16 protein-coding genes are annotated in these 19,199 nt (G+C 59.3%); 7 read left to right on the top strand and 9 right to left on the bottom strand.

Annotated elements, in window-relative coordinates:
• On the top strand, positions 1-138 hold a 138-nt coding region (locus QJT82_RS40885; protein ID WP_281446697.1), incomplete at its 5' end, for a transposase domain-containing protein.
• Entirely contained in the window at positions 135-386 is a 252-nt protein-coding gene (locus QJT82_RS40880) for a hypothetical protein (RefSeq protein ID WP_028343985.1), read from the top strand. The genes QJT82_RS40885 and QJT82_RS40880, both read left to right, overlap by 4 nt.
• A 222-nt stretch (positions 387-608) precedes the next feature.
• On the opposite strand, the gene QJT82_RS40875 is transcribed toward QJT82_RS40880, so the two are convergent.
• The 8 genes from QJT82_RS40875 to QJT82_RS40840 form a co-directional block, all read right to left on the bottom strand.
• Positions 609-926: a nuclear transport factor 2 family protein gene (locus tag QJT82_RS40875; protein ID WP_028343986.1), complete on the bottom strand. Its 318-nt coding sequence runs from the start codon at positions 924-926 to the stop codon at positions 609-611.
• 90 nt (positions 927-1,016) lie between these two features.
• On the bottom strand, positions 1,017-4,247 hold the full coding sequence (locus tag QJT82_RS40870) for an ABC transporter substrate-binding protein (RefSeq protein WP_080686940.1): 3,231 nt from the start codon (positions 4,245-4,247) through the stop codon (positions 1,017-1,019).
• Between the two features lie 179 nt (positions 4,248-4,426).
• Entirely contained in the window at positions 4,427-5,899 is a 1,473-nt protein-coding gene (locus QJT82_RS40865) for an arylsulfatase (protein WP_245288882.1), read from the bottom strand.
• Positions 5,900-5,975: 76 nt separating this feature from the next.
• The gene (locus QJT82_RS40860) at positions 5,976-7,013 is read right to left on the bottom strand and encodes an HAD family hydrolase (RefSeq protein ID WP_051448115.1); all 1,038 of its coding nucleotides are present in this window, start codon (positions 7,011-7,013) and stop codon (positions 5,976-5,978) included.
• A gap of 30 nt (positions 7,014-7,043) precedes the next feature.
• Positions 7,044-8,642: an arylsulfatase gene (locus QJT82_RS40855; RefSeq protein WP_035633150.1), complete on the bottom strand. Its 1,599-nt coding sequence runs from the start codon at positions 8,640-8,642 to the stop codon at positions 7,044-7,046.
• A gap of 68 nt (positions 8,643-8,710) precedes the next feature.
• The gene (locus QJT82_RS40850) at positions 8,711-9,481 is read right to left on the bottom strand and encodes a hypothetical protein (RefSeq protein ID WP_028343989.1); all 771 of its coding nucleotides are present in this window, start codon (positions 9,479-9,481) and stop codon (positions 8,711-8,713) included.
• 157 nt (positions 9,482-9,638) lie between these two features.
• Complete coding sequence (locus QJT82_RS40845; RefSeq protein ID WP_028343990.1) at positions 9,639-11,309, bottom strand: arylsulfatase; 1,671 nt, start codon at positions 11,307-11,309, stop codon at positions 9,639-9,641.
• 130 nt (positions 11,310-11,439) lie between these two features.
• Entirely contained in the window at positions 11,440-12,366 is a 927-nt protein-coding gene (locus QJT82_RS40840; RefSeq protein ID WP_035633152.1) for a formylglycine-generating enzyme family protein, read from the bottom strand.
• Positions 12,367-12,719: 353 nt separating this feature from the next.
• Here QJT82_RS40840 and QJT82_RS40835 point away from each other — a divergent pair, with 353 nt between their 5' ends.
• The 5 genes from QJT82_RS40835 (at position 12,720) to QJT82_RS40815 (ending at position 17,434) form a co-directional block, all read left to right on the top strand.
• Positions 12,720-13,235 carry a hypothetical protein gene (locus QJT82_RS40835; protein ID WP_155258744.1) on the top strand — a complete coding sequence of 172 codons (516 nt, stop codon included), beginning with the start codon at positions 12,720-12,722 and terminating at the stop codon, positions 13,233-13,235.
• Between the two features lie 201 nt (positions 13,236-13,436).
• Positions 13,437-13,865: a hypothetical protein gene (locus QJT82_RS40830; protein WP_210199800.1), complete on the top strand. Its 429-nt coding sequence runs from the start codon at positions 13,437-13,439 to the stop codon at positions 13,863-13,865.
• Between the two features lie 365 nt (positions 13,866-14,230).
• Positions 14,231-16,366, top strand: coding sequence for an ABC transporter substrate binding protein (locus tag QJT82_RS40825; protein ID WP_196238234.1), 2,136 nt, complete (start codon positions 14,231-14,233; stop codon positions 16,364-16,366).
• Positions 16,367-16,370: 4 nt separating this feature from the next.
• On the top strand, positions 16,371-16,982 hold the full coding sequence (locus QJT82_RS40820; RefSeq protein ID WP_253592480.1) for a response regulator: 612 nt from the start codon (positions 16,371-16,373) through the stop codon (positions 16,980-16,982).
• 65 nt (positions 16,983-17,047) lie between these two features.
• Positions 17,048-17,434, top strand: a complete 387-nt coding sequence (locus tag QJT82_RS40815) for a response regulator (RefSeq protein ID WP_028343994.1) — start codon at positions 17,048-17,050, stop codon at positions 17,432-17,434.
• A gap of 539 nt (positions 17,435-17,973) precedes the next feature.
• On the opposite strand, the gene QJT82_RS40810 is transcribed toward QJT82_RS40815, so the two are convergent.
• Positions 17,974-18,780, bottom strand: a complete 807-nt coding sequence (locus tag QJT82_RS40810) for an LssY C-terminal domain-containing protein (protein WP_080686941.1) — start codon at positions 18,778-18,780, stop codon at positions 17,974-17,976.
• Positions 18,781-19,199 lie beyond the last annotated feature (419 nt).

Raw genomic sequence — 19,199 nt, 5'->3', positions numbered from 1 at the left:
AAAATGAATGGCGTCGATCCGCAGGCCTGGTTCACGGATATCCTTGCCCGCATCGCCGCCCACCCAGCTCATCGGCTGGACGAGCTGCTGCCCTGGAATTGGATGCCGGGATCAGCAATCTCTGCTCGAGCGGCATGACCACGCACGTCAACAAGGTTCATCACGTCACCATCATAACCCAGGTTGCAAAGGACCTCGGTGAAGACGAAGATTGGCTGCGCGACATTGCCATCGAAATGGAAATCGAGGACGGCCTGATCTGGGTCTATGGCGTCGGCGAAGATGGTGTTCAGGCGTTCACCGACTTTGGCATCGAAAACCTGATCGAGCTCGTCAGGTTCTACAAAGAAAACCCCAAGCTGCTCACGCGCTGGCAACGGGAATGATCCAACCAGCCTGCGGCCTACGCCGGATGCGTACGCAAGGCCGCTTGCTGCTGCAACAGGATCAGCCCCGTATCGATACCCTTCGCCAGGTCCGCAACACTTGCCAAGTCCACCTCACCGGCGTCCTCGAGGAGCGTTTCCACACGGGACTACAGCAAATCAAATTTCGCCTTCACGCCGGCCGCAGTCAGACAGGTCAGCCGCTGCGGACGTGTTGTTGCGTTATTGCGGAACTCGTGACGTGGTGTGCAACACCATGAGCCAATGTCCATCCCGTTTTTCGTACATGTTGGTCGTGAAGGCCGTGAAGCTCACGGCATCCCCGTTCTTGAACTTCCCTTCAGCACTCTCAATTCCGACAACCCATGCCACGTTCTGGGCGACATGAATTTGCGGCTCATTCATCGAGACTGAAATCTCAGCGAAGCGAGCAAAAGTTCCCTCCCAGCTCTTGCGAACCGCATCCCATCCGAGCCCGTAGGCGTCGGTGGCTGAGAGACCGAGCGAGCGCCCGCCTGCAATGCCAGGGAGCACGGCCATGCTGGTCCAGCCTGTTCATCCGATCTGTCCCGCCGCTAACTCGGTCCACTGCTGGCCCGAATTCAGACGGCCACGTTTTTTCGTTCCTCCTCACGCTGGCGGCACCTTGGCAAGGCCGGATCCTTGTTTTCCTGTGCATTCCGCGACCATGAACCTGGCAAGAGAATCTTCGGGGAATTCCTTCAGGAGGTCACGATAGGCGTGCTCTGCGGCCGGTAAATCTCCGGCCTCGAACTCTTGCGAGGCTTGCCGGGTCATCGCGCTCAGCTGCTCATCCCGATGGCGAATCCTTAGCTCCGGATCGTCACTCATGCGAAGGGCGAGCAATTCATAGATCATGAACTTTGTCTTGCGGCCTTTGACCTGAACTCGCTTGATCGGCCGCGCGAGTATTTCGTTCTTCGTCTGGTCGTAAACGCTGTCGCTGATGCAGATCGTGGTGCCAAACAGCTTGTTGATGCCTTCAAGGCGGGCGGCAACGTTCACGCCGTCCCCCAAGGCCGTGTAGCTCAGCCGGTTCGAAGAACCGACATTGCCGACAAGGACCTTGGCGCAATTGAGCCCGATCCTCAGGTGAATTCGCGGCCGTCCTTCCGCCTCCCAGACATCGTTGACGCGTTCCATGCGGCGCGCCGCCCGCAATGCGGCAGTGCAGGCGCGTAGGACGTGGTCAGAGCGTTCAGCCGGTGCATTCCAGAACGCCATAACGCCATCGCCGATGAACTTGTCGACGGTGCCGCCTTCCTCCGCGATCGCAGACGAGACTTCCTCTAGGTAGGTCGAGATCTGGATCAAGAGATCATCAGGCGCGAGCGTCTCTGAGTGGGTAGAGAAATTCTCCAGATCGGAAAAGAACACGGTGAGGAATCGCGGCTCGACACCGAGGGTCAGCGGGATGCCGGACTTGATCAGTTGGCGGACCACATCGAGCGGGACGAACGACGAAAAGGATTTTAGCGAGGTTCGCAGCAGCGAAGCCGCCGATTCCAGCTTCGCGATCTCGTGGATGTTCGATGGTGGACGCGCGGGCGTATCAAAGTGGAGGCTTTCGATGGACTGCAATTGCCGGGACACGTTTTCGACCGGGCGCGATAGCCGACTGGAAGCGAAGTAAATGAAGAACAACTCGACCGTGGTGAGCGCAATGATCACGACCATCATCAATCGATTGGTCCTCTTCAACGTCCCCACGAAATCGTCGATCGGCGTCAACGTGATCACCTGCCAGGCTTGACCGAAGCCGCCCGGAAAATTGGCGAACGCTGCTATCAAATCTTCTCCGTTGATCGGCGATCGGAAGACAAATCTGTCGGCGCCCGTGCGAGCATGCTCGCGATGAGCCTCGCGCACCACGGGATCGTCGATGTCAGCCAGGGTCGCGATCTTGAGCACTCCGTTCTCAATACGAACGCCTTTTTGTTTGTCCGGAAAGGCAATGATCTTCCCGTTGTTGCGGTCTGCGACGAATGTGGTGCTCCCTGCGCTGGCGCGATGCCTGTCGAGAAAGCGTGACAGGACGTCCATGGTTATGTTGGCCGATGCGCAACCAATGAATTCAACGCCGCGGAAGATCGGAATGCGCAACGAGATGATGGGAAAGCCGGTATCGGGATTGATAGAAGGTTCAGTCACGGCAAGCGTGCGCGTCGTCTTGGCGGACTGATAACCGGGCAAGGTGCGAATGTCGATCTCGGTGGCGACATCATATTTGCCGACCTGATTGGGCCAAATGTCGAAAAATGTCCGATGGCGTACGCGGAGCAGGGAATTAGTGATTGCATCGACGTAGCTGGAGTGCCAATTCGCGATCGCGGGAATCCGGGGATCGGCGCGGCGGCGGTCCTCGTCGATACGGGTGACGACCCGATGATAACCATCCTCGAAACTGACGTAGGCGGCGTCGATATGGGCGGCCGAGGTCAGCGCGCGATACATCAGATCGCGGCTTTGCTCGATACGGAAATAGCCGGGATCGCTGGCGGCCACTTCGGCGAGAAAGCGCAGCGGGCTTTCGGTGTTCTCGATCAGATCCTGGGTGCGTTCAACGCCGGCCTGGCTGGTCTGCGCGACTGCGTCGTTCAGGATCGACACGATGCCGGCCGAATTCTTGTTGTAATTGTAGATCAGGATGAAAATTAGGACAGGAATGCTGAGGCCGATGAAGAGCAGCGACATGATCAGGCTCAGTCTTGGCCGCCCCATCGTGGCAAACGGCGGAAGCGCGCCCAACCGTGCGATTGCGACGCGCAAGCTGCGGCGATTTCGATACGCGACCAGAGCCGCAATCGCCAATCCGACCGGCACGAGCACAAGAGAAATCAGCCAACGCTGCAGGCTGTCGTCATTTCCATCCCAGATCAGTGCCGCGGGTAACGTATCGTCGGTCAGCAGCCCAAGTTGCCGATAGACCGCGGCGATGCCTCGCCAGTGTGCGGGATCCTGTTCGCCGATCCGGTCGATGTCCCGCCCGACCAACGTCGCCGTCTGCTCCGCCTCAAACAGTAGGGCCTCCCGGCTCTTTTTCGCCGAGTACTTCCGCAGGATCAGATCGACCGTCGCTTCTTTATGAGCGAGAGCATAGGCCCAGCCTTTCACGCTCGCCGCCCGGAATGATGCGACTCGGTCGGGACGGGCTTTCACTTCCGCTTCGGAGGCGCACAAATTGTCGCCGTAAAAATCGATGCCGGATGCTGCGGGCGCGAAGGTGCGGTAAGCCGCGCCCAGCCGTTCAAGGACGAACGGCTCGTTGGTGCTGTAGGCGACCATCGCGTCGGCCCGGCCGGCCAAGAGGTCGCGCGGGTTTCCCTCGTGCGGGACGCGCAGCATCGACTGGTAGTCGATCCCTTCGCGCTTGAGCATCGCGGCGATCTCGTCGCTTCCCGGCGTGTCCATGAGCGTACGGCCGCGCAGATCTGCCACGCTGCTGATATCTGCCCGACGCGCGACCAGGATGACGGCCGCCGAACGCTGGAATATGGCGGCCAGCACGACCAGCCGGCGGCCCGCCCCCCAGTCACGCAGGATGCCGGCGCTGCAGACCCCGAAATCCGCCTTGCCGCGGGCAACGGCCTCGGAGACATCGATATCAGGGCCGCCTTCTCTGATGGTAACGTCGAGACCTGCGTCGCGGTAGAAGCCCTGCTCAAGCGCCTGATAGTAGCCCGCAAACTGAAATTGATGCTTCCATTTGAGCTGCATCGATACGGCATCGAGTGCCGTGGCAGGATGCGATGCCGCCAGCGCCAGCGAAGCGACCATGGTCAGCCATCTCAGCAGGGTCAGTTTAAAGCTGATTGGTGGTGGCTCTACCTCTTTGATCATGCGCGCCTTCCAAGTAGGCGAAGCCTTTTGAGCGAACTGTAATCCCCTGAAGGCCGAGTTAGAAGGCTCAACTCTCTCTTAGCTATGCCAATCCGGCTCGAGGGAACGGACTGTAGAGCGGGTTTCGCACAGCCAAGACCCAAATCGGACAAGGATCAGCTTTCTTGAGGCTCCAAGAACTACCGGGTAGCTGGCTTTGGCGGGGTATAGGGGTCAGGGGTACCGAGTTTGATCAGCGGGTACGTCTTAAAGCTCGCTTCCAACTCGCCGATGATCCTCACCGCGGGATCGGCGACCCAGGAGTTGTACGCGGCGACATCGTGCTCTTCCTTTCGGTCGGTGAGCAGATTGATGATCTTCGGCAAGGGCAACTTCTGCGGCGAAGCGTACATGCTTTCCTGCCAGATCAAATGCACTTTCCAGTTTCGCCATTTGACGGCTGAGAGACGATCGGCAACGTAGGCCGGGAATCCCTCGCGGTTGGAGGCTTCCTGTTTGCCGAGAAAGAAATCTAGCTGATCCACGCCGTCAATCGCACGATCCTTAGGGACCTCCGCCTCGCCAACACGCGCGAGGGTCGTGAAGAGATCAACGATGTGAACAATCTCGTTGCTGACGCGGCCTGAGGGCACCTTGCCTGGCCAACGGATGATAAATGGTGCACGCAGCGAGCCTTCCATCGCCGTGAAGTAAGTTCCCCGCCAAGGTCCATTGTCACCCTCCCAGGGATGGGTCGCCTCGGGGCCATTGTCGCTGGCGAATACTACAAGCGTATCGTTCTCGATGCCGACTTGCTTAATGGCGTCAAGGATTTGTCCGGTGCGGTAATCCATTTCGGCCAGGCAATCGGCCCAATCGCCGTTGCCCGTTCTGCCCGCAAACTCCAGATTTGGAAGCGTCGGCATGTGAACTTGCGCGAATGGAACATAGGCGTAGAACGGCTTGCCTGCGCTCGCGTTGCGCTTGATGAACTCCACCGCACGGCTTGTGATTTCCGCATCCATGGTGCGGCGGCGATCCACATCCAGCACTGCGACCTGTCGGGGTTTTTCGCCCTTGCGGGCTTCGTAAATATGCTGGGGGTGCACGACCTTCGCATTCCAACCCTGCTTGGTTCCGACCGACGGCCACATGCTTTTCGTCTCGTCCAGCGACGGCCACATGGCCTCGTCGTAAGTACGCGGGATGCCATACCACTCATCGAACCCCTGATTTGTCGGCATCCGGTCTTCGGCGCTGCCAAGATGCCATTTGCCCCAAATGCCGGTAGCGTAACCCTGCGCAGACAACAGCTCGGCGGTGGTGATCTCCCACTGGGTCAGTCCATCCGGTTCTCCCCCGATAGGAACTGCATAGGTGCCGGAGCGGATGGCGAAGCGGCCGGTCAGGAGCGCCGACCGGGATGGTGTGCATTCCGCTTCGACATTGAAGTTGAGCAGGCGCATGCCCTCAGCTGCGAGCGAGTCAATGCGCGGGGTGGGCGCACCGCGAAGGATGCCGCCGCCATAGACGCCCAACTCGCCATAGCCCAGATTGTCCGCGAGGATAACGACAATGTTGGGCTTCTTCGGCTGCTGCGCGGCGGTGGGCACACCCGCGACCGTCACGGCGACGAGCATAGCCAACGAACCGAGCCAGATGGCGTTGTTCACGTGTATTCTCCTTGACCGTATTGTCGCGTGTGCTCTCGGGTTTTCGGTCCCTTGGGTCTCCTCGTGAACTCGGACGTTAGTCGAAGGCAAAAATACGCTTCCAGTCCTTCTTCATGTCGACCACGGTCCACTTGTTCACCGCTGCGGCATCCAGCGCTACATCAAGCTTCCCGAAATGCGATTGGCGGTCGTAAGCATACTCGCGCTCCGCGTCCGTATGGTGGACAATCAGGCCGAGCCGCGCGCCGCTGGCGCCGAGCGTCGTCCATTGAAGCATTTCGAGATCGCCATCGGAATTGCCGAAGGCCGCAATCGGGCGGCGGCCGATGTGCTCGTTGATGCCGATGGGCTTGCCTGTCTTGTCGTCGATGAAATTGATGTCGGATAGGCGGAAGAGTGTTGGCGCGCCGTCCTTCATTTCAAATCGGGTCTTGATCGACGATCCGATCACCTGCTCGGGAGGTATTTCGTAGATTCGCTCGGTCCAGGGCCGCATGAATTCGATGCCGCCGCCTGACGCAATGAAGGTCTTGAAGCCATTGGCGCGCAGGTAGGCCAGCAATTCCAGCATCGGCTGGTAGACCAGTTCGGTATAGGGTCGCTTGAAGCGGTGATCACGCGCGGTCACGAGCCAGTCGGTGACGATTTTCTCGAATTCTGATGTGGTCATGCCGGCATGTGTCACTGCGATGATTTCGACCAATCCGCTTTCCCCGGACTCCGCCAGGGCCCTTAGATCGCCGTCCAACACCGCCGCGAACGGCTGCTTGGTCTTCCATTCCGGATGCATCGGCGCCATGACCTTCACGCGGTCGAGTGCGAAGGCGAGTTGTACGTACATCGGCTGCTCGACCCAGAGCGTGCCGTCATTGTCAAAGGTCGCGATGCGCTGATCGACCGGCACGAAGAAGGGCCCGCCTTGCGTCGTGACGCGCCCGACAAAGTCGAGGATCGAAGCCTTGGTCGCCCCCTCGTTCCAGGACGGCAGCGGGTCAAGTTGCGCTTGCGCCTCCGCCGAAGTGGAGCGAAGTGAGGCAGAGAACAACGGAAGCATCGCCAGGGACGAGAGCAGGGCGCGGCGGTCCACTGGGGGAAATCGCACGATCGGTTTCATGGTCGTCTCCCTTTTTGCGGATAGCGTCGATTAGTTGCTCGTCGGTGGATTCCGCAGTTTCTCCATGGCCTGTTCGACCGAGAAGGAGCCAGGCTTCTGCCGCGGTGGAAACTCCCGAAAACTCATCAGGTGCTGCCCAACGATACTCTGAGCCGGAACCAGCAAAAAGGCATGCTCGACGAACCACTTTACGTAGTCGCCAGCTTCGTGCTGGGCCCGCTCGAACGGGTCTGAGCGGAGGTTGAACAGCGACGGTAGCCGAAGTTGAGCCATTGGTTGCGCCCAGACATCGAGCCCATGCGCCTTCTGTTCCAGGAAGACGGCCTTCCATTGGTCGTAGCGAAGCCCAGCCAGGTTGCCGTCGTCAGTCCAGTAAAAGAATTCGCGGCGCTTGTTGGGACCCTTGCGGGCCAGAAGATCGCGCTGGTCGTACCCGTCGAGGTGAACGTTGAAGTGCTTTCCGTCGGCATCATAGCCGGACAGCAATTTGTTCTTGATGTCGGGCTCGCCGGCCGCCGCGACCAGCGTTGTCGCCCAATCCTCCGCTGAAAAGACGTCGTTGATTTCGGTCCGCGCCGTCACCAACCCCGGCCAGCGCACCATCGCCGGGACGCGATAGCCACCCTCCCAGTTGGTGTTCTTCTCTCCTCGAAAGGGCGTTGTGCCGCCGTCGGGCCAGGAGAATGTCTCCGCGCCGTTATCGGTCGTATAGATCACGATCGTGTTGTTGGCGATGCCGAGATCGTCGAGCTTTTTCAGCAGTTGTCCGACTTGCCCGTCATGCTCCACCATGCCGTCAGGGTAGATGCCGAGGCCGGTCTTCCCCTGTGACTCAGGCTTGAGACGCGTCCAGATATGCATACGGCTCGAATTGAACCACAAAAAGAAGGGCTTCCCGTCTCGATTTGCGCGGTCGATGAAGTTCACCGAGGCGGTGAGGAATTCCTCGTCGACTGTCTCCATCCGCTTCTTGGTGAGTGGTCCGGTATCCTCACACTTTTGCTTGCCCCATGGGCCGAACCGTGGATCGTCGCCCGGTGTGTCGACGGTGGTTGCAACGCATTTCATGACGCCACGCGGACCAAACTGCGCTCGGAACGCGGGATTTTTTGGATAGTCCGGATGTTCGGGCTCATCTTCGGCATTCAGGTGATAAAGGTTGCCGAAGAATTCGTCGAAGCCGTGAACCGTGGGCAGAAACTCATTGCGATCCCCGAGATGGTTCTTGCCGAACTGCCCAGTCGCATAGCCCTGTGGCTTCAGCAGGTCGGCAATGGTCGGATCCTTTCCTGACAGGCCCTCCTTCGCTCCTGGCAAGCCTACCTTCAAGAGTCCCGTCCGCAGCGGGGACTGTCCGGTGATGAACGCGGCGCGGCCAGCAGTGCAGGATTGCTGGCCGTAGTAGTCGGTGAAGATTGCGCCCTCGTCGGCGATGCGGTCGATGTTTGGCGTGCGATAGCCCATCATGCCGCGATTGTAGGCGCTGATATTCCAGTACCCAATGTCGTCGCCCATGATGACGAGGATGTTGGGCTTTTGTTGTTGCTGCGCACAAAGCGGCGAGACCAGCGCCGTCGCGGCGGCGAGCGACGTGAGAAGACCGACACATGCGTTCCTGACGACGCTCATGACAAGTAACCTTCTGATTTACTCTCCATCCCGATCGCACCGATGTGCGCTACTCGGGGCCGCAGTCCTCAGTAGCAGGGCGGGTAGGGGTAATAGCCGCAGTAGGGATAGGTGCTGGCTGCCGCCGCACCCAGCGCAGCCCCACCCACCGCTGCGGCGCCGACCGCTGCCGCACCATAACCGCCGCGATACCAAGCGCCGCGAGCAACGTAGGGACGACGCCAGACGCCGACACTTCCGACCCGCGCGTAGCCGCCGCGGAAGCCCGCAGCGTGGAAGCCGCCCACGCCGCCGGCGTGGAATCCACCAGCGTGAAAGCCGCCAAAGCCGAAGCGGTCGATGAAGAGTGCTGCCGACCCGTCGCCGCCGGTCAGTTCGCCTTCGAGCACATCCACGTCGAAGGTCAGCCGGTCGCCCTCGAGCTTCGCCGTCTTCAGCACCACCACAGCGTCGCGGATTTTCGATCCATCCTTGCTGAACACCGAGACGGTGGCGTTCGGCGGATCGTTGGCAAAGCTTTCATCGCTGTCATTGCCCTTCGACCATTCCTCCAGCAAGTCGGTCGTGAGCGAATGACCCGCTGCCCGCACCGGCCGGTCCGCGAACACGATCGAATTCGGTGCCACGCCGTTGAGTGTGAGCTGTCCACCCTGCAGGCTGGCGCCGCGGGCGTTCATTACGATCAACGACGGCACAATCTCCGGCTTTGCTTGACCGATCGTCTTCTGCAGCGGCTCGTGCTGCGGCGTCGAAGGCGGCGTGGTCTGGGCCAGGGCCGGTGCCGCTCCGCTGAGCAGGAGGGCGATGATCATGCAGCCGGTTCGATTCTTCCTGGTCATGAGCAACTCCATACTTTCGCCGCCCAAACGCATGGGACGGGTTCATGGTCTCTTGATTGCACGGAAGGCGGATTCATCGAAATTTCTGGGAAGTGGCCGGTCCTTTTGGACCGGCCGCTTTTATTCTTGTTCTGCGATCGCGGCCCGACGTTCGCAGCTAGTCGCTGCGGCCGGCCGTCTTCATGTCCTTCACTCGCTGCATGACCTGTTCCAGGTTGTAGCTGGCCGGGTCCTGCAGCGGCGGGAATTTGATGAAGGTCTCCAGGTGCCTCAGCCACAGCTGCTGGCCGATCGGCAACATGTTCCAATCATAGACGTAGGCAGTAGACGGAGAAGCAATAGCCCCGGCCATGCCGAACAACGTCTTCAGCTGTGTACCAACGGAGGTTTCGAAAGGATCGCGCTTGATGTTGACGACCTGGGTCCAGGAGTAGGGCTGCACACCGGAAATGAAGCCAGCTGGTGAGTCCGACACCATCGCGAAGTACATCTTCCAGTTCTTGTAGCGGACCGCCGACGGCTCCTTGCCGGAGTAATACAGGAAGTGGTCGCGGGCCGACTTCTCGGACTTGCCGCTCAGATAGTCGATCTGATTAACACCGTCGAGGGTGGTCTTGACCATATTAGGATAGCCGGCCTCGACCTGTTGCTTCAGTGCGTCGCCCTTGGGCCCGCCGGCGATCTCGACGAGGGTCGGGAGCCAGTCGAGGGCGGAAAACATTTCGTTCTTGACCGTGCCGGGCTTGATGACGCCGGGCCAGCGAATCACCATCGGAGCGCGCATGCCGCCCTCCCAGGTGCTGAGCTTGCCGCCCTTGAACGGTGTGACGCCGCCGTCCGGGAAGGTGATGGTCTCGGCGCCGTTGTCGGTGGTGAAGACGACGATCGTGTTGTCGAGTTGGCCCATGTCTTCGAGCTTCTTCAGTACCACGCCGATGTTGTCATCCATCTGCTTCATGCCGGCTTCGTTGACGCCCCAATCCTTGCCGCCAGGCTCGCCCACCATGTTCAGATACTTGTCCGGCAGCACGGTCGTGATGTGCATGCGCGCCGGGTTGTACCAGGCGAAGAACGGCTTGTTGGTCTTCTTCGGGTCGTTGCGATCGAGGAAGTCAACGACCTTGGCCGAGATTTCTTCGTCCACGGTCTTGGATCGCTCGAGAGTCAGCGGGCCCTCATCCTTGCAGGTCATGTTCTTTGCGGTGCCGTCCGAGGACTTGCAGGCGAGCATCGGACGCGGCGGCGTCAGGCAAACCGTGGTCCTGGGATCTACAGCGCCGGGGACCTCAGCCACGCCGGGGATCGGCGTGTTCTTGCATGGCGGCGCAAGGGTCTGCTGGGTCGCGGTTTTGTTGATGTCGGGAAAGCTCACCCCTTGCATGGCGTCGAGGTGATAGAGATAGCCCCAGTATTCCTGGAAGCCCTGCGCAGCCGGCAGCGACTCGGTGTGGTCGCCGAGATGGTTCTTGCCGAACTCGCCGGTGGTGTAGCCGAGATCGAGCAGGAACTTGGCAAGCGTCGGCGTCCCCGTCCGCAGATAGGATGGGCTACCGGGAATTTCCGGCAAGACCATGCCGACACGAACCGGCTGCATGCCGGTGAGGAAGGCCGTACGCCCGGCCGTGCAGCTCTGCTCGGCGTAATAGTGCGTGAACATCGCGCCTTCGTTGCCGATGCGATCGATGTTGGGCGTCTCCCCGACCATCAAGCCGCGATGGTAGATGCTCGGCTGCATCCAGCCGATGTCGTCACCCATGATGAAGAGAATGTTTGGTTTTTGCTGGTTTTGCGCCAAGGCCGGCGTACTGACCGGGCCGGACAAGGCCATCAGCATCGTCGTGCTGAGCAGCGAGGCACAGGTCCCCTTGGGCCAGCCAGATGTCTTGCGGGGCGGCGTTCCAGTAGGGGGCGACGGCTCGTCGGGCAATATAGAACTCAACATGGCTACGCTCTCCTGTTTATGATGCATTGGGAACTCCCCGACTGATGCATCGAAAGCCAAGATGATTCGTGGAAGTATCAACCGGCTCCGCGTGACGCGCTGCCGGCCGGTAGCGTCGGCAGTAATTCGGCGCGCACAAATGCGAGCCGCCTTTGATGACCTTCCGTGGAATCTTCACGTTGGTTGTTCTTGGGTCGTAGCTGTCGGTCTCACGCCCGCCGCGCGGATTCTCCGGGATGCAGCAGGCCTTCGTCACATCCGCCTCATGCCTGGGGGAATACCAGTCGGCTGTCCATTCCCAGACGTTGCCGATCATGTCGTAAAGGCCGTAGCCGTTCGGCGGGAATGCGGTGACTGGCGAGGTCCGTTCGAAACCGTCGTCTGCGGCGTTCTGGCGGGGAAATTCACCCTGCCAGGTATTGGCCATGTGACGGCCGGCCGGCGTGAATTCATCGCCCCACGCAAATTCGGCGCCGTCGAGCCCGCCGCGCGCTGCAAATTCCCATTCCGCTTCGGTTGGTAAATCCTGGCCAGCCCATTTCGCGAAGGCGAGCGCATCGCTGAAGGCCACATGCACGACTGGATGATCGTCCAGCCCGCGGATGTTGCTCTCGGGTCCATAGGGATGCCGCCAATCCGCGCCCTGGGCGAAGGTCCACCACTGGCTGAAGTCCCGGAGACTGACCGGATGCGCGGGCGGGGAGAACATCAGGGAGCCCGCGTAGACCATGTGCGGTAGGATCCCGGGATAGTCCTTCGGATCGGGCGCAATCTCGGCGAGGGTGACGTGGTTGGTAGCCTTGACGAACGCCTTGAATTGCCGGTTCGTCACTGGATGGCGATCAATCCAGAAGCCGTCCACGGTGACGCGATGTGCCGGCGCTTCTTCCGGATAATGCTTGTCCGATCCCATGCGAAAAGTGCCGCCGGGTATCCAGATCATCTTATCGATGTGCGATGGACTGTCACAAATGCCGACTTCTGACTTGAGCGCGGCTGCAGGAAAAGGGGCTGTCATCAAGCGTTGCCTCCAACCAATCGATCGACACGTGAGCAGACTGGTGGCACTCTAGGAAAAGGTGGCACGCGCAGGCTATTGGACCGTGGTCCAACATCGAGCTCTCATATCGCACACTTGCCGCCGCCGCCGCCGCGCGGATGACGGCAAAGACGATCTTGGTCTCAGGTCCAATGTTTATCCGTTGAGTGTGCTGTAAGTTACCGCACGTCGTTTGGACGGCCTCCACTCTCGCCGTCCACGCCAAGGGGACGGTATACCTTGGAGGAGGCCAGAACATGATTAGCCTCTCGAGCCGGCGGAAGATCATGGAGATGGCTGTAGTATTGATTGCGCTCATGACCATCACAGCCGTTTTGTCCATGGCCTCAATAGTTCAGGTTGGCGACCAACTTGACGAACTTACTGAGAGCTACATTCCTGCCTATCGAAATCTCGCGCGAGCCAACATTCGTTCGGTTGAGCGGGGGCTCGAGCTGCCGCGCATCATTATCAGCAAGACGCGATCGCAATCCGGTGACGTCGCCGCCATTCGCGCCAAGTTTGAAGCAAAGAGTGATGAATTCGCGAGCGAAATCCGCGGAGCCCGCAAGCGTATCAGCGGCCTGATAGAAAAGAAGGCCCAGTCCGGCGACACGGTTGCCCTGGCCCGGCTTCAAACCCGACTCGATGCGACGGTTGAAGATTCGCGACGACATCTAAACGAGGAGATCGGGCGCTTGTTGCCCTCATGGGGCGCAAGGGTCAGCACACTCGGACGGGCTCGCCAGCTACAGGGGTCGGCGATGGGATGAATCGCGTCGTGTATTTGAGGCGGCGCTCGCGATCGCCCTAATGATGGCCCGTCCGCAGCTTTCGTCAATCGCCTCAATAAATTGACCGTGGATCCTCCCACTGAAAATTGGGATGGCTCCTGGCGCCTTGAGCGATAAGTAAATTCGAACATTTGGCTAGAATCGAACAACGCAACTACGAGGCCGGATCGGACGAAACACATGAACTCAATACCGCTCGCAGTCCTTGGCCTGTCGATGATTGTAAATTCTGCATTGGCGCAAGCGCAGCGGCCTTCGCCAGAGACGTCCCGCCCGCCGACTGAATCCACGACGAAAGCGGCATTTAGTGTGCTGCCCGGCCGTTGGGTGCGCCTGCAGGGAGGCTACGTGATCACCATCAATGCCGTAAGCGTCGACGGCAAACTTGATGCGAGTTATGCCAACCCGAGGCCACTGCCTTTTCACACGGCCGTGGCTACGAGCGATGGCAACAGTATCAAGTTGTTTTTTGAGCTACGCGCCGCCGGCTATAACGGTTCTACCTACACACTCAGCTATGATGTGGCAAAAGATCAGCTAACGGGCATCTACGACCAGGTCGTCGTAAAGCAGAAGTTCGAGGTCATATTCGTTCGCGACAAATCGTGACATCGCTTGTTGCCGCAGATTGATTTAAACGCAAATGAAGTACTTTCGGCTCGGAATGCGTGTGCCAGGCGCGGTCAACAGCACGGGGGCGATCCGAATAAAAAACTTCTACCGATTGATTTTGTTAACAAAATTCCACTCGTTTGAAGCGACAACGATCACAAAAGCGTGCTAAGATTGCACTTGGCGACCGCGCATCCTCGCTTACCAGGCGAGCCGGTTGTGAATTTCGTACTGTAGTATTTTGAAATGGCGGCCGTTTCCGGAATGACGGAATGAGTAGGGCGCACCCAGTTTTGTGGAGCATGGTGCTCCTTTTCTTGTTCGCGGTGGACGGGCGCGCCGCGGAGCCCCGGCGCGTTCTGATGCTGCACGCCTTCAACTATACATTTCCCGCTACCACTGCGATCGCGGAGGCCGCACGAAAGCGGTTGCTGGAGCGCTCCCCGCAAAAAGTCGAAATAGATGCAGAATTTCTTGATCTGGCGCGGAATAAGGACCCGGCAAACGAACTTCGAACGGTGACGTTTCTCCGACATAAATATGCGCAACGGCCACCCGACCTGGTGATGACGCTCGGCAGCGCTGCGTTACCGTTTATCATGAAGCACCGCGACGAGATCGCGCCGAATGTGCCTGTGGTGTTTACGTCCATCTCGCCACAGACCTATGCTGCCGTGCGACCGCCGCCTCAGGTGACGGGGATCGTTAGCGACTTCAATCTCGACAGGACGCTAGAGCTCGCGGAACGGCTCCAACCGGAAGCCAGCCGCCTGTTTGTTATCGCCGGAAGTGGGGATACTGATCGCCGGTGGCAAGCGATTGCTCGAACGACCCTCGAAAGCCGCGAGCGCAAGTTCGACGTGACGTACCTGTTCGAGCTTCCGTATGCGAAGCTGGTCGGGGAGGTGTCAAAGATACCCCAAGACGCGATCGTGATCCTCCTTACGGTATTTGCCGACGGCGACGGCGCGGCCTTTATCCCCGCCGAAGTGGCAACCGCCTTGTCGGCCGTTTCGCCTGCGCCGGTTTACGCGCCTTACGACACGTTCCTTGGAAACGGTGCCGTTGGCGGGTTCGTCGAGCCGTTCGAGTCAGTGGGCGTTGCCGCGGCGGACATGGCGATCGAAATCATGGAGGGCAGGGATCCGACCGCGCTCGCTCCCAGAACAAACCCGGGGCAATACCGGGTCGATTATCGTGCGATGGAGCGGTGGAGCCTGCGCGAGCACAACTTGCCTCCCGGCACCAGCCTTCTGTTCAAAAGTCCTACAATCTGGGATGAGCATCGCGGCACGGTTCTTTCGACGCTGTTCATCTTCGGCCTGCAATCCCTGTTCGTGGGCGCCTTGCTGATTCAGCGACGCAAAAGGCTGCGCGTCGAAAATCTGCTTAAGGAGAGCGAGGAGCGAATGACGTTTGCGGCGGCTGCCGCGAACATCGGGCTCTGGCAGTTTGACCGAAGCACCGATGAGTTTTGGGCGTCCGAGCATTGCAGGACGCTGTTCGGGATAGTGCCCGGCATGCCGCTGACGCGCAAAGCGTTTCTGGCAGCGGTGCACGCGGATGATCTTGGCATTGCAACCTCTGCGCTGCGAGGGGCGTTCGACGCGAAACAAGCTGAAATCAGCGACATCCGTATCCTGCTGCCGCGCGACGAGGTGCGTTGGGTACGCATGCGAGCCCGCTACTATGCAGAACATGGCGGCGAATCTCATCAGCTCGGCGGCATTTTCATCGACGTCACCGATCGGAAATTTGCGGAGGCTGAGGCTGCCCTGCAGCGTCAGGAGGTGGAGCATCTGATGCGCGTATCTGTGCTCGGCGAGCTCTCCGGTTCGATTGCCCACGAGATCAATCAACCACTGACTGCGATACTTTCGAATGCGCAGGCGGCGCTCCATCTGATGGCACAAAAAGCCCCGGACCTCGCCGAGGTACGTGACGCACTCGAGGAGATTGTTCACGAAGACAACCGGGCCGGGGAAGTTATTCGGCGACTCCGCAGCCTGTTAAGGAAAGGCGAACGGAAAGCGGAAAGCGTCAAACTCAATGATCTTATCAATTCCACTATCGGCTTGCTCAACAGTGAGTTGATCAGGCGCGATGTCAACGTGAAGCTCGAACTGGCAGACAACTTGCCCATGACGTCGGGCGATCCCATCCAATTGCAACAGGTCTTGCTCAATCTCGTCATGAACGCGATGGATGCGATGGCCTCGACCCCGACGGCTAAGCGGTCTGTTTTGATTTCGACCCACGAGAAGCCGACCGGAAGCGTTGAAGTGCGGGTGAAAGATCGAGGCCACGGCATACCTTTATCGGCAAATGGACACCTGTTCGAGCCATTCTACACGACCAAGCAGCATGGTCTCGGTCTCGGACTGACGATCTGTTCGACGATCATACAGGCGCATGGCGGCAAGCTGACTCTGGTCAACGACCAGAACGACGGTGCAATTGCGGGCTTCTCAGTGCCAGGTCTGGAGACAACGAGGTGATGTGATGGATAAATTTACTGTCTATCTCGTCGATGATGATGTTGGCGTACTCAAGGCGCTGTCACGATTGCTCCGCGCCGGGGGTTATGAGGTCAAATCGTATGCGCGTCCGCAGGAATTTCTCGATCAGCACGATCCGGCAATCCCCGGCTGTGCCGTACTGGATGTTGCGATGCCAAGTCTCGACGGCCTCGAACTCCAGCAGGCGCTGACCGCCGGAGGCTCTTATAGGCCGATCATTTTCATTACTGGCAAGGGTGACGTTCCCACGAGTGTGCGTGCCATGAAGGCAGGCGCCGTAGATTTCCTCACGAAACCGACGAAGGACACTGATCTGCTCGAAGCCATACGACGCGCCCAAAACCGCGAGGCCGAGGTGCGTCAGCGTAGCTCCGAATTGGAATCGATCGAGGCGAAAATCAGAACGTTGACCCCACGCGAGCGGGAAGTGCTCTCGCATGTTGTCGCGGGGCGGCTCAACAAGCAAATTGCCGGCGATCTGGGTACGGTCGAAAAGACCATCAAGGTTCATCGCAGCCGGATGATGGAGAAACTGGGCGTGCGCACCGTGGCGGATCTCGTCCGCCTGGCGGAGAAGGCCCAAATCTCGAAATAGGAAACCGGGCTTATTGGCCCAACGGTCAACTCGACGGGTGACCAACGCCGCAGCCATAATCGTTTATGGCGCAAATTGCCCCCCGAATTGCCGTGGTCGATGATGATCCTGCCGTGCTCAAAGCTTTGGCCCGGTTGCTACGGTCCCGCGCCTTCGATGTAAAGACATATGAATCGGGGCAGGATTTCCTTGCGGCCTTGCCGCATGGCCTTCCCGAATGCGTGATCGTCGATCTCCAGATGCCCGTGATGAACGGTTTGGAGCTTCACCAGCACTTGGTGCGTAACGGCATTCGAATCTCGACGATCATGATTACAGCTCATGGCGACTCTGCCTTGCGCGAGCGTTACGAGGATGCTGGTCTGGTTGCCTTCCTACTGAAACCCTTACAGGACAGTTCCTTATTTGCCGCCATCGAAAATGCGATCGGCGGCTCACGCAGCGGCGGGTAACCTCCAAACGGACCACCGCGAGAAACCAGCTGCTTGCGGGAGACATCGCCAGCGCCGGTCGGTTTTCGCAAATTAAAATGGTTCCAAACATTCGCTGGGGAGCGGAGGAAAATACGAGCGGGAGTACAGATATGCCTCTTTAATCTCAATGATTGCTCTTAGTTCGCAACTCGTGGTCGCCATGGCCGATCGGGTGCCGGCATTCGACATTGTTCGGAGCGGTCGCTGCGACGGCCGGGCTCACCGTTGATCAGACGACTAAGACCTGCATAAATGATAAAAAGAGGGCGCGGCAGCTGCTCGCGACCCAATGATCCAAATTTCCGGCCTCGAGCAAGGCGCAGTGCATCCCGCACGAGAGCATCGGGGCACCAAGTTACGTCAGTCTGCTGACGTGCCTACAGCTCGGTCAATGGGCTCGCTAGCCGTCCCGGCGGTTGATTCGGCGCCGCTCTGGCCGCGCACAGCCTCATGATCTGATGGGGCACCGCAGGGGCAAGATTAGCGCTGGCGGTTGAAAGTCGTCCCTGGTGAAAGCACTAACCTCCCACGTTAGAGGCCAGCGAAAACATCTTGTCCTTCAGCTGAATCAATGCCGGGGCTGGCAGAAGTTTCGCAGGTGTGGTGGCTTTCTCGCCCCGCGCAACGAGTTTCGCCATCCAGATCTCGCCGTCGGTATAATAAGGATCCCCCTCGCCATTATGGCCATTCAGAGTGGGGCCAATCCCGTTGATCTGGTATATGCTTGTTACCATCCGGGCCCGGTCCAGCCCGGTAATCAGGCGGTCACGCTCATCGTCGATATTTGGTGCGATCTTGTGCGTGACCTGACCGGTATCGCGGCTCAGGGTAACCCCGCTATCAAAGCTCGCCGATCCGAGCCATACGGGACTCGCTTCGGCGCCGCTCTGTAGCACCAACCAAAGCCGGACGTGTTGACGGCGGTCCGCGCTTACCCCCTCCGGCTTTTCGAAAGCGAGATCCTCACGCCGTCCATCAAAATAGAGTGGGCTGACAGGGGCATCCTTGTAGGACCGGTCGAACACCACGCTGCCGATGATCTCCAGGCTGGTCCGCAGCGTGATCGGGTCGGCAGGAAACCAGCCAGCGGCATGAAATGCGGAAACGACGTCTTCGCGCGCTCCGACGAGACCGACGTTGATCGCGTCTCCTGGTATGCCCTGGGCCGTTGACGTGACCATCGTATGCTTTGACAGTCCGGGCTCATGCTCGATCCGGGACCAGGTCGCGGGCAAAATCAGATAGCTGACGACGACATAGCCCGCGATCACGGTGGCGAGAAACCTCAGATATCGGTGTCGGTGCTTTCCGAACGGCAATAGCATGTATCTAACCTCGCATGGTTGACTGCGACGAGGCTTCAAAGTTGCATTGGTAGGGCGTCGCCATTTAGATTAGGCCCATAGTCAATTGATCGACCTGTGCTCTCTCTCTCTCCACACTGAAGGGAGCGAGTCGTGGCGCTCGCCGAGCGAGGCGGTCTCGATACCGTCTGCCGGGCCATTTCCGCCACAGAGTCGATCCAGCAATGGATGCTCATCGCAACTCTGCCTCTTCGGGATCCCAACCAAACAACATCAGCGAGAGCACGACACCACGGCACGGTGTCCGTGCGATATTGCCCTTTAGGGAAAAGCGTGTGCTGACAAGCAGGCGGGTGTGCGAGGAGAGAGGGCGGGAAGTTGTTAGTTCGGACCGCGCCGTTTGCGGCGCGCCCCGTCTAATCGTCCGCGCGGTCAAAGCT

Source organism: Bradyrhizobium sp. Mp19 (genome assembly GCF_029952935.1).
In the GTDB taxonomy this organism is placed as follows: Bacteria; Pseudomonadota; Alphaproteobacteria; order Rhizobiales; family Xanthobacteraceae; genus Bradyrhizobium; species Bradyrhizobium elkanii.
This window is presented reverse-complemented; position numbering and strand designations above follow the sequence as displayed.

Coding starts and splice junctions, on each gene's coding strand:
- QJT82_RS40880 (WP_028343985.1), top strand. CDS start 135: ATGACCACGCACGTCAACAAGGTTCATCACGTCACCATCATAACCCAG.
- QJT82_RS40875 (WP_028343986.1), bottom strand. CDS start 926: ATGGCCGTGCTCCCTGGCATTGCAGGCGGGCGCTCGCTCGGTCTCTCA.
- QJT82_RS40870 (WP_080686940.1), bottom strand. CDS start 4,247: ATGATCAAAGAGGTAGAGCCACCACCAATCAGCTTTAAACTGACCCTG.
- QJT82_RS40860 (WP_051448115.1), bottom strand. CDS start 7,013: ATGAAACCGATCGTGCGATTTCCCCCAGTGGACCGCCGCGCCCTGCTC.
- QJT82_RS40855 (WP_035633150.1), bottom strand. CDS start 8,642: ATGAGCGTCGTCAGGAACGCATGTGTCGGTCTTCTCACGTCGCTCGCC.
- QJT82_RS40850 (WP_028343989.1), bottom strand. CDS start 9,481: ATGACCAGGAAGAATCGAACCGGCTGCATGATCATCGCCCTCCTGCTC.
- QJT82_RS40845 (WP_028343990.1), bottom strand. CDS start 11,309: ATGGCCTTGTCCGGCCCGGTCAGTACGCCGGCCTTGGCGCAAAACCAG.
- QJT82_RS40840 (WP_035633152.1), bottom strand. CDS start 12,366: ATGATCTGGATACCCGGCGGCACTTTTCGCATGGGATCGGACAAGCAT.
- QJT82_RS40835 (WP_155258744.1), top strand. CDS start 12,720: ATGATTAGCCTCTCGAGCCGGCGGAAGATCATGGAGATGGCTGTAGTA.
- QJT82_RS40830 (WP_210199800.1), top strand. CDS start 13,437: ATGAACTCAATACCGCTCGCAGTCCTTGGCCTGTCGATGATTGTAAAT.
- QJT82_RS40825 (WP_196238234.1), top strand. CDS start 14,231: ATGCTGCACGCCTTCAACTATACATTTCCCGCTACCACTGCGATCGCG.
- QJT82_RS40820 (WP_253592480.1), top strand. CDS start 16,371: ATGGATAAATTTACTGTCTATCTCGTCGATGATGATGTTGGCGTACTC.
- QJT82_RS40815 (WP_028343994.1), top strand. CDS start 17,048: ATGGCGCAAATTGCCCCCCGAATTGCCGTGGTCGATGATGATCCTGCC.
- QJT82_RS40810 (WP_080686941.1), bottom strand. CDS start 18,780: ATGCTATTGCCGTTCGGAAAGCACCGACACCGATATCTGAGGTTTCTC.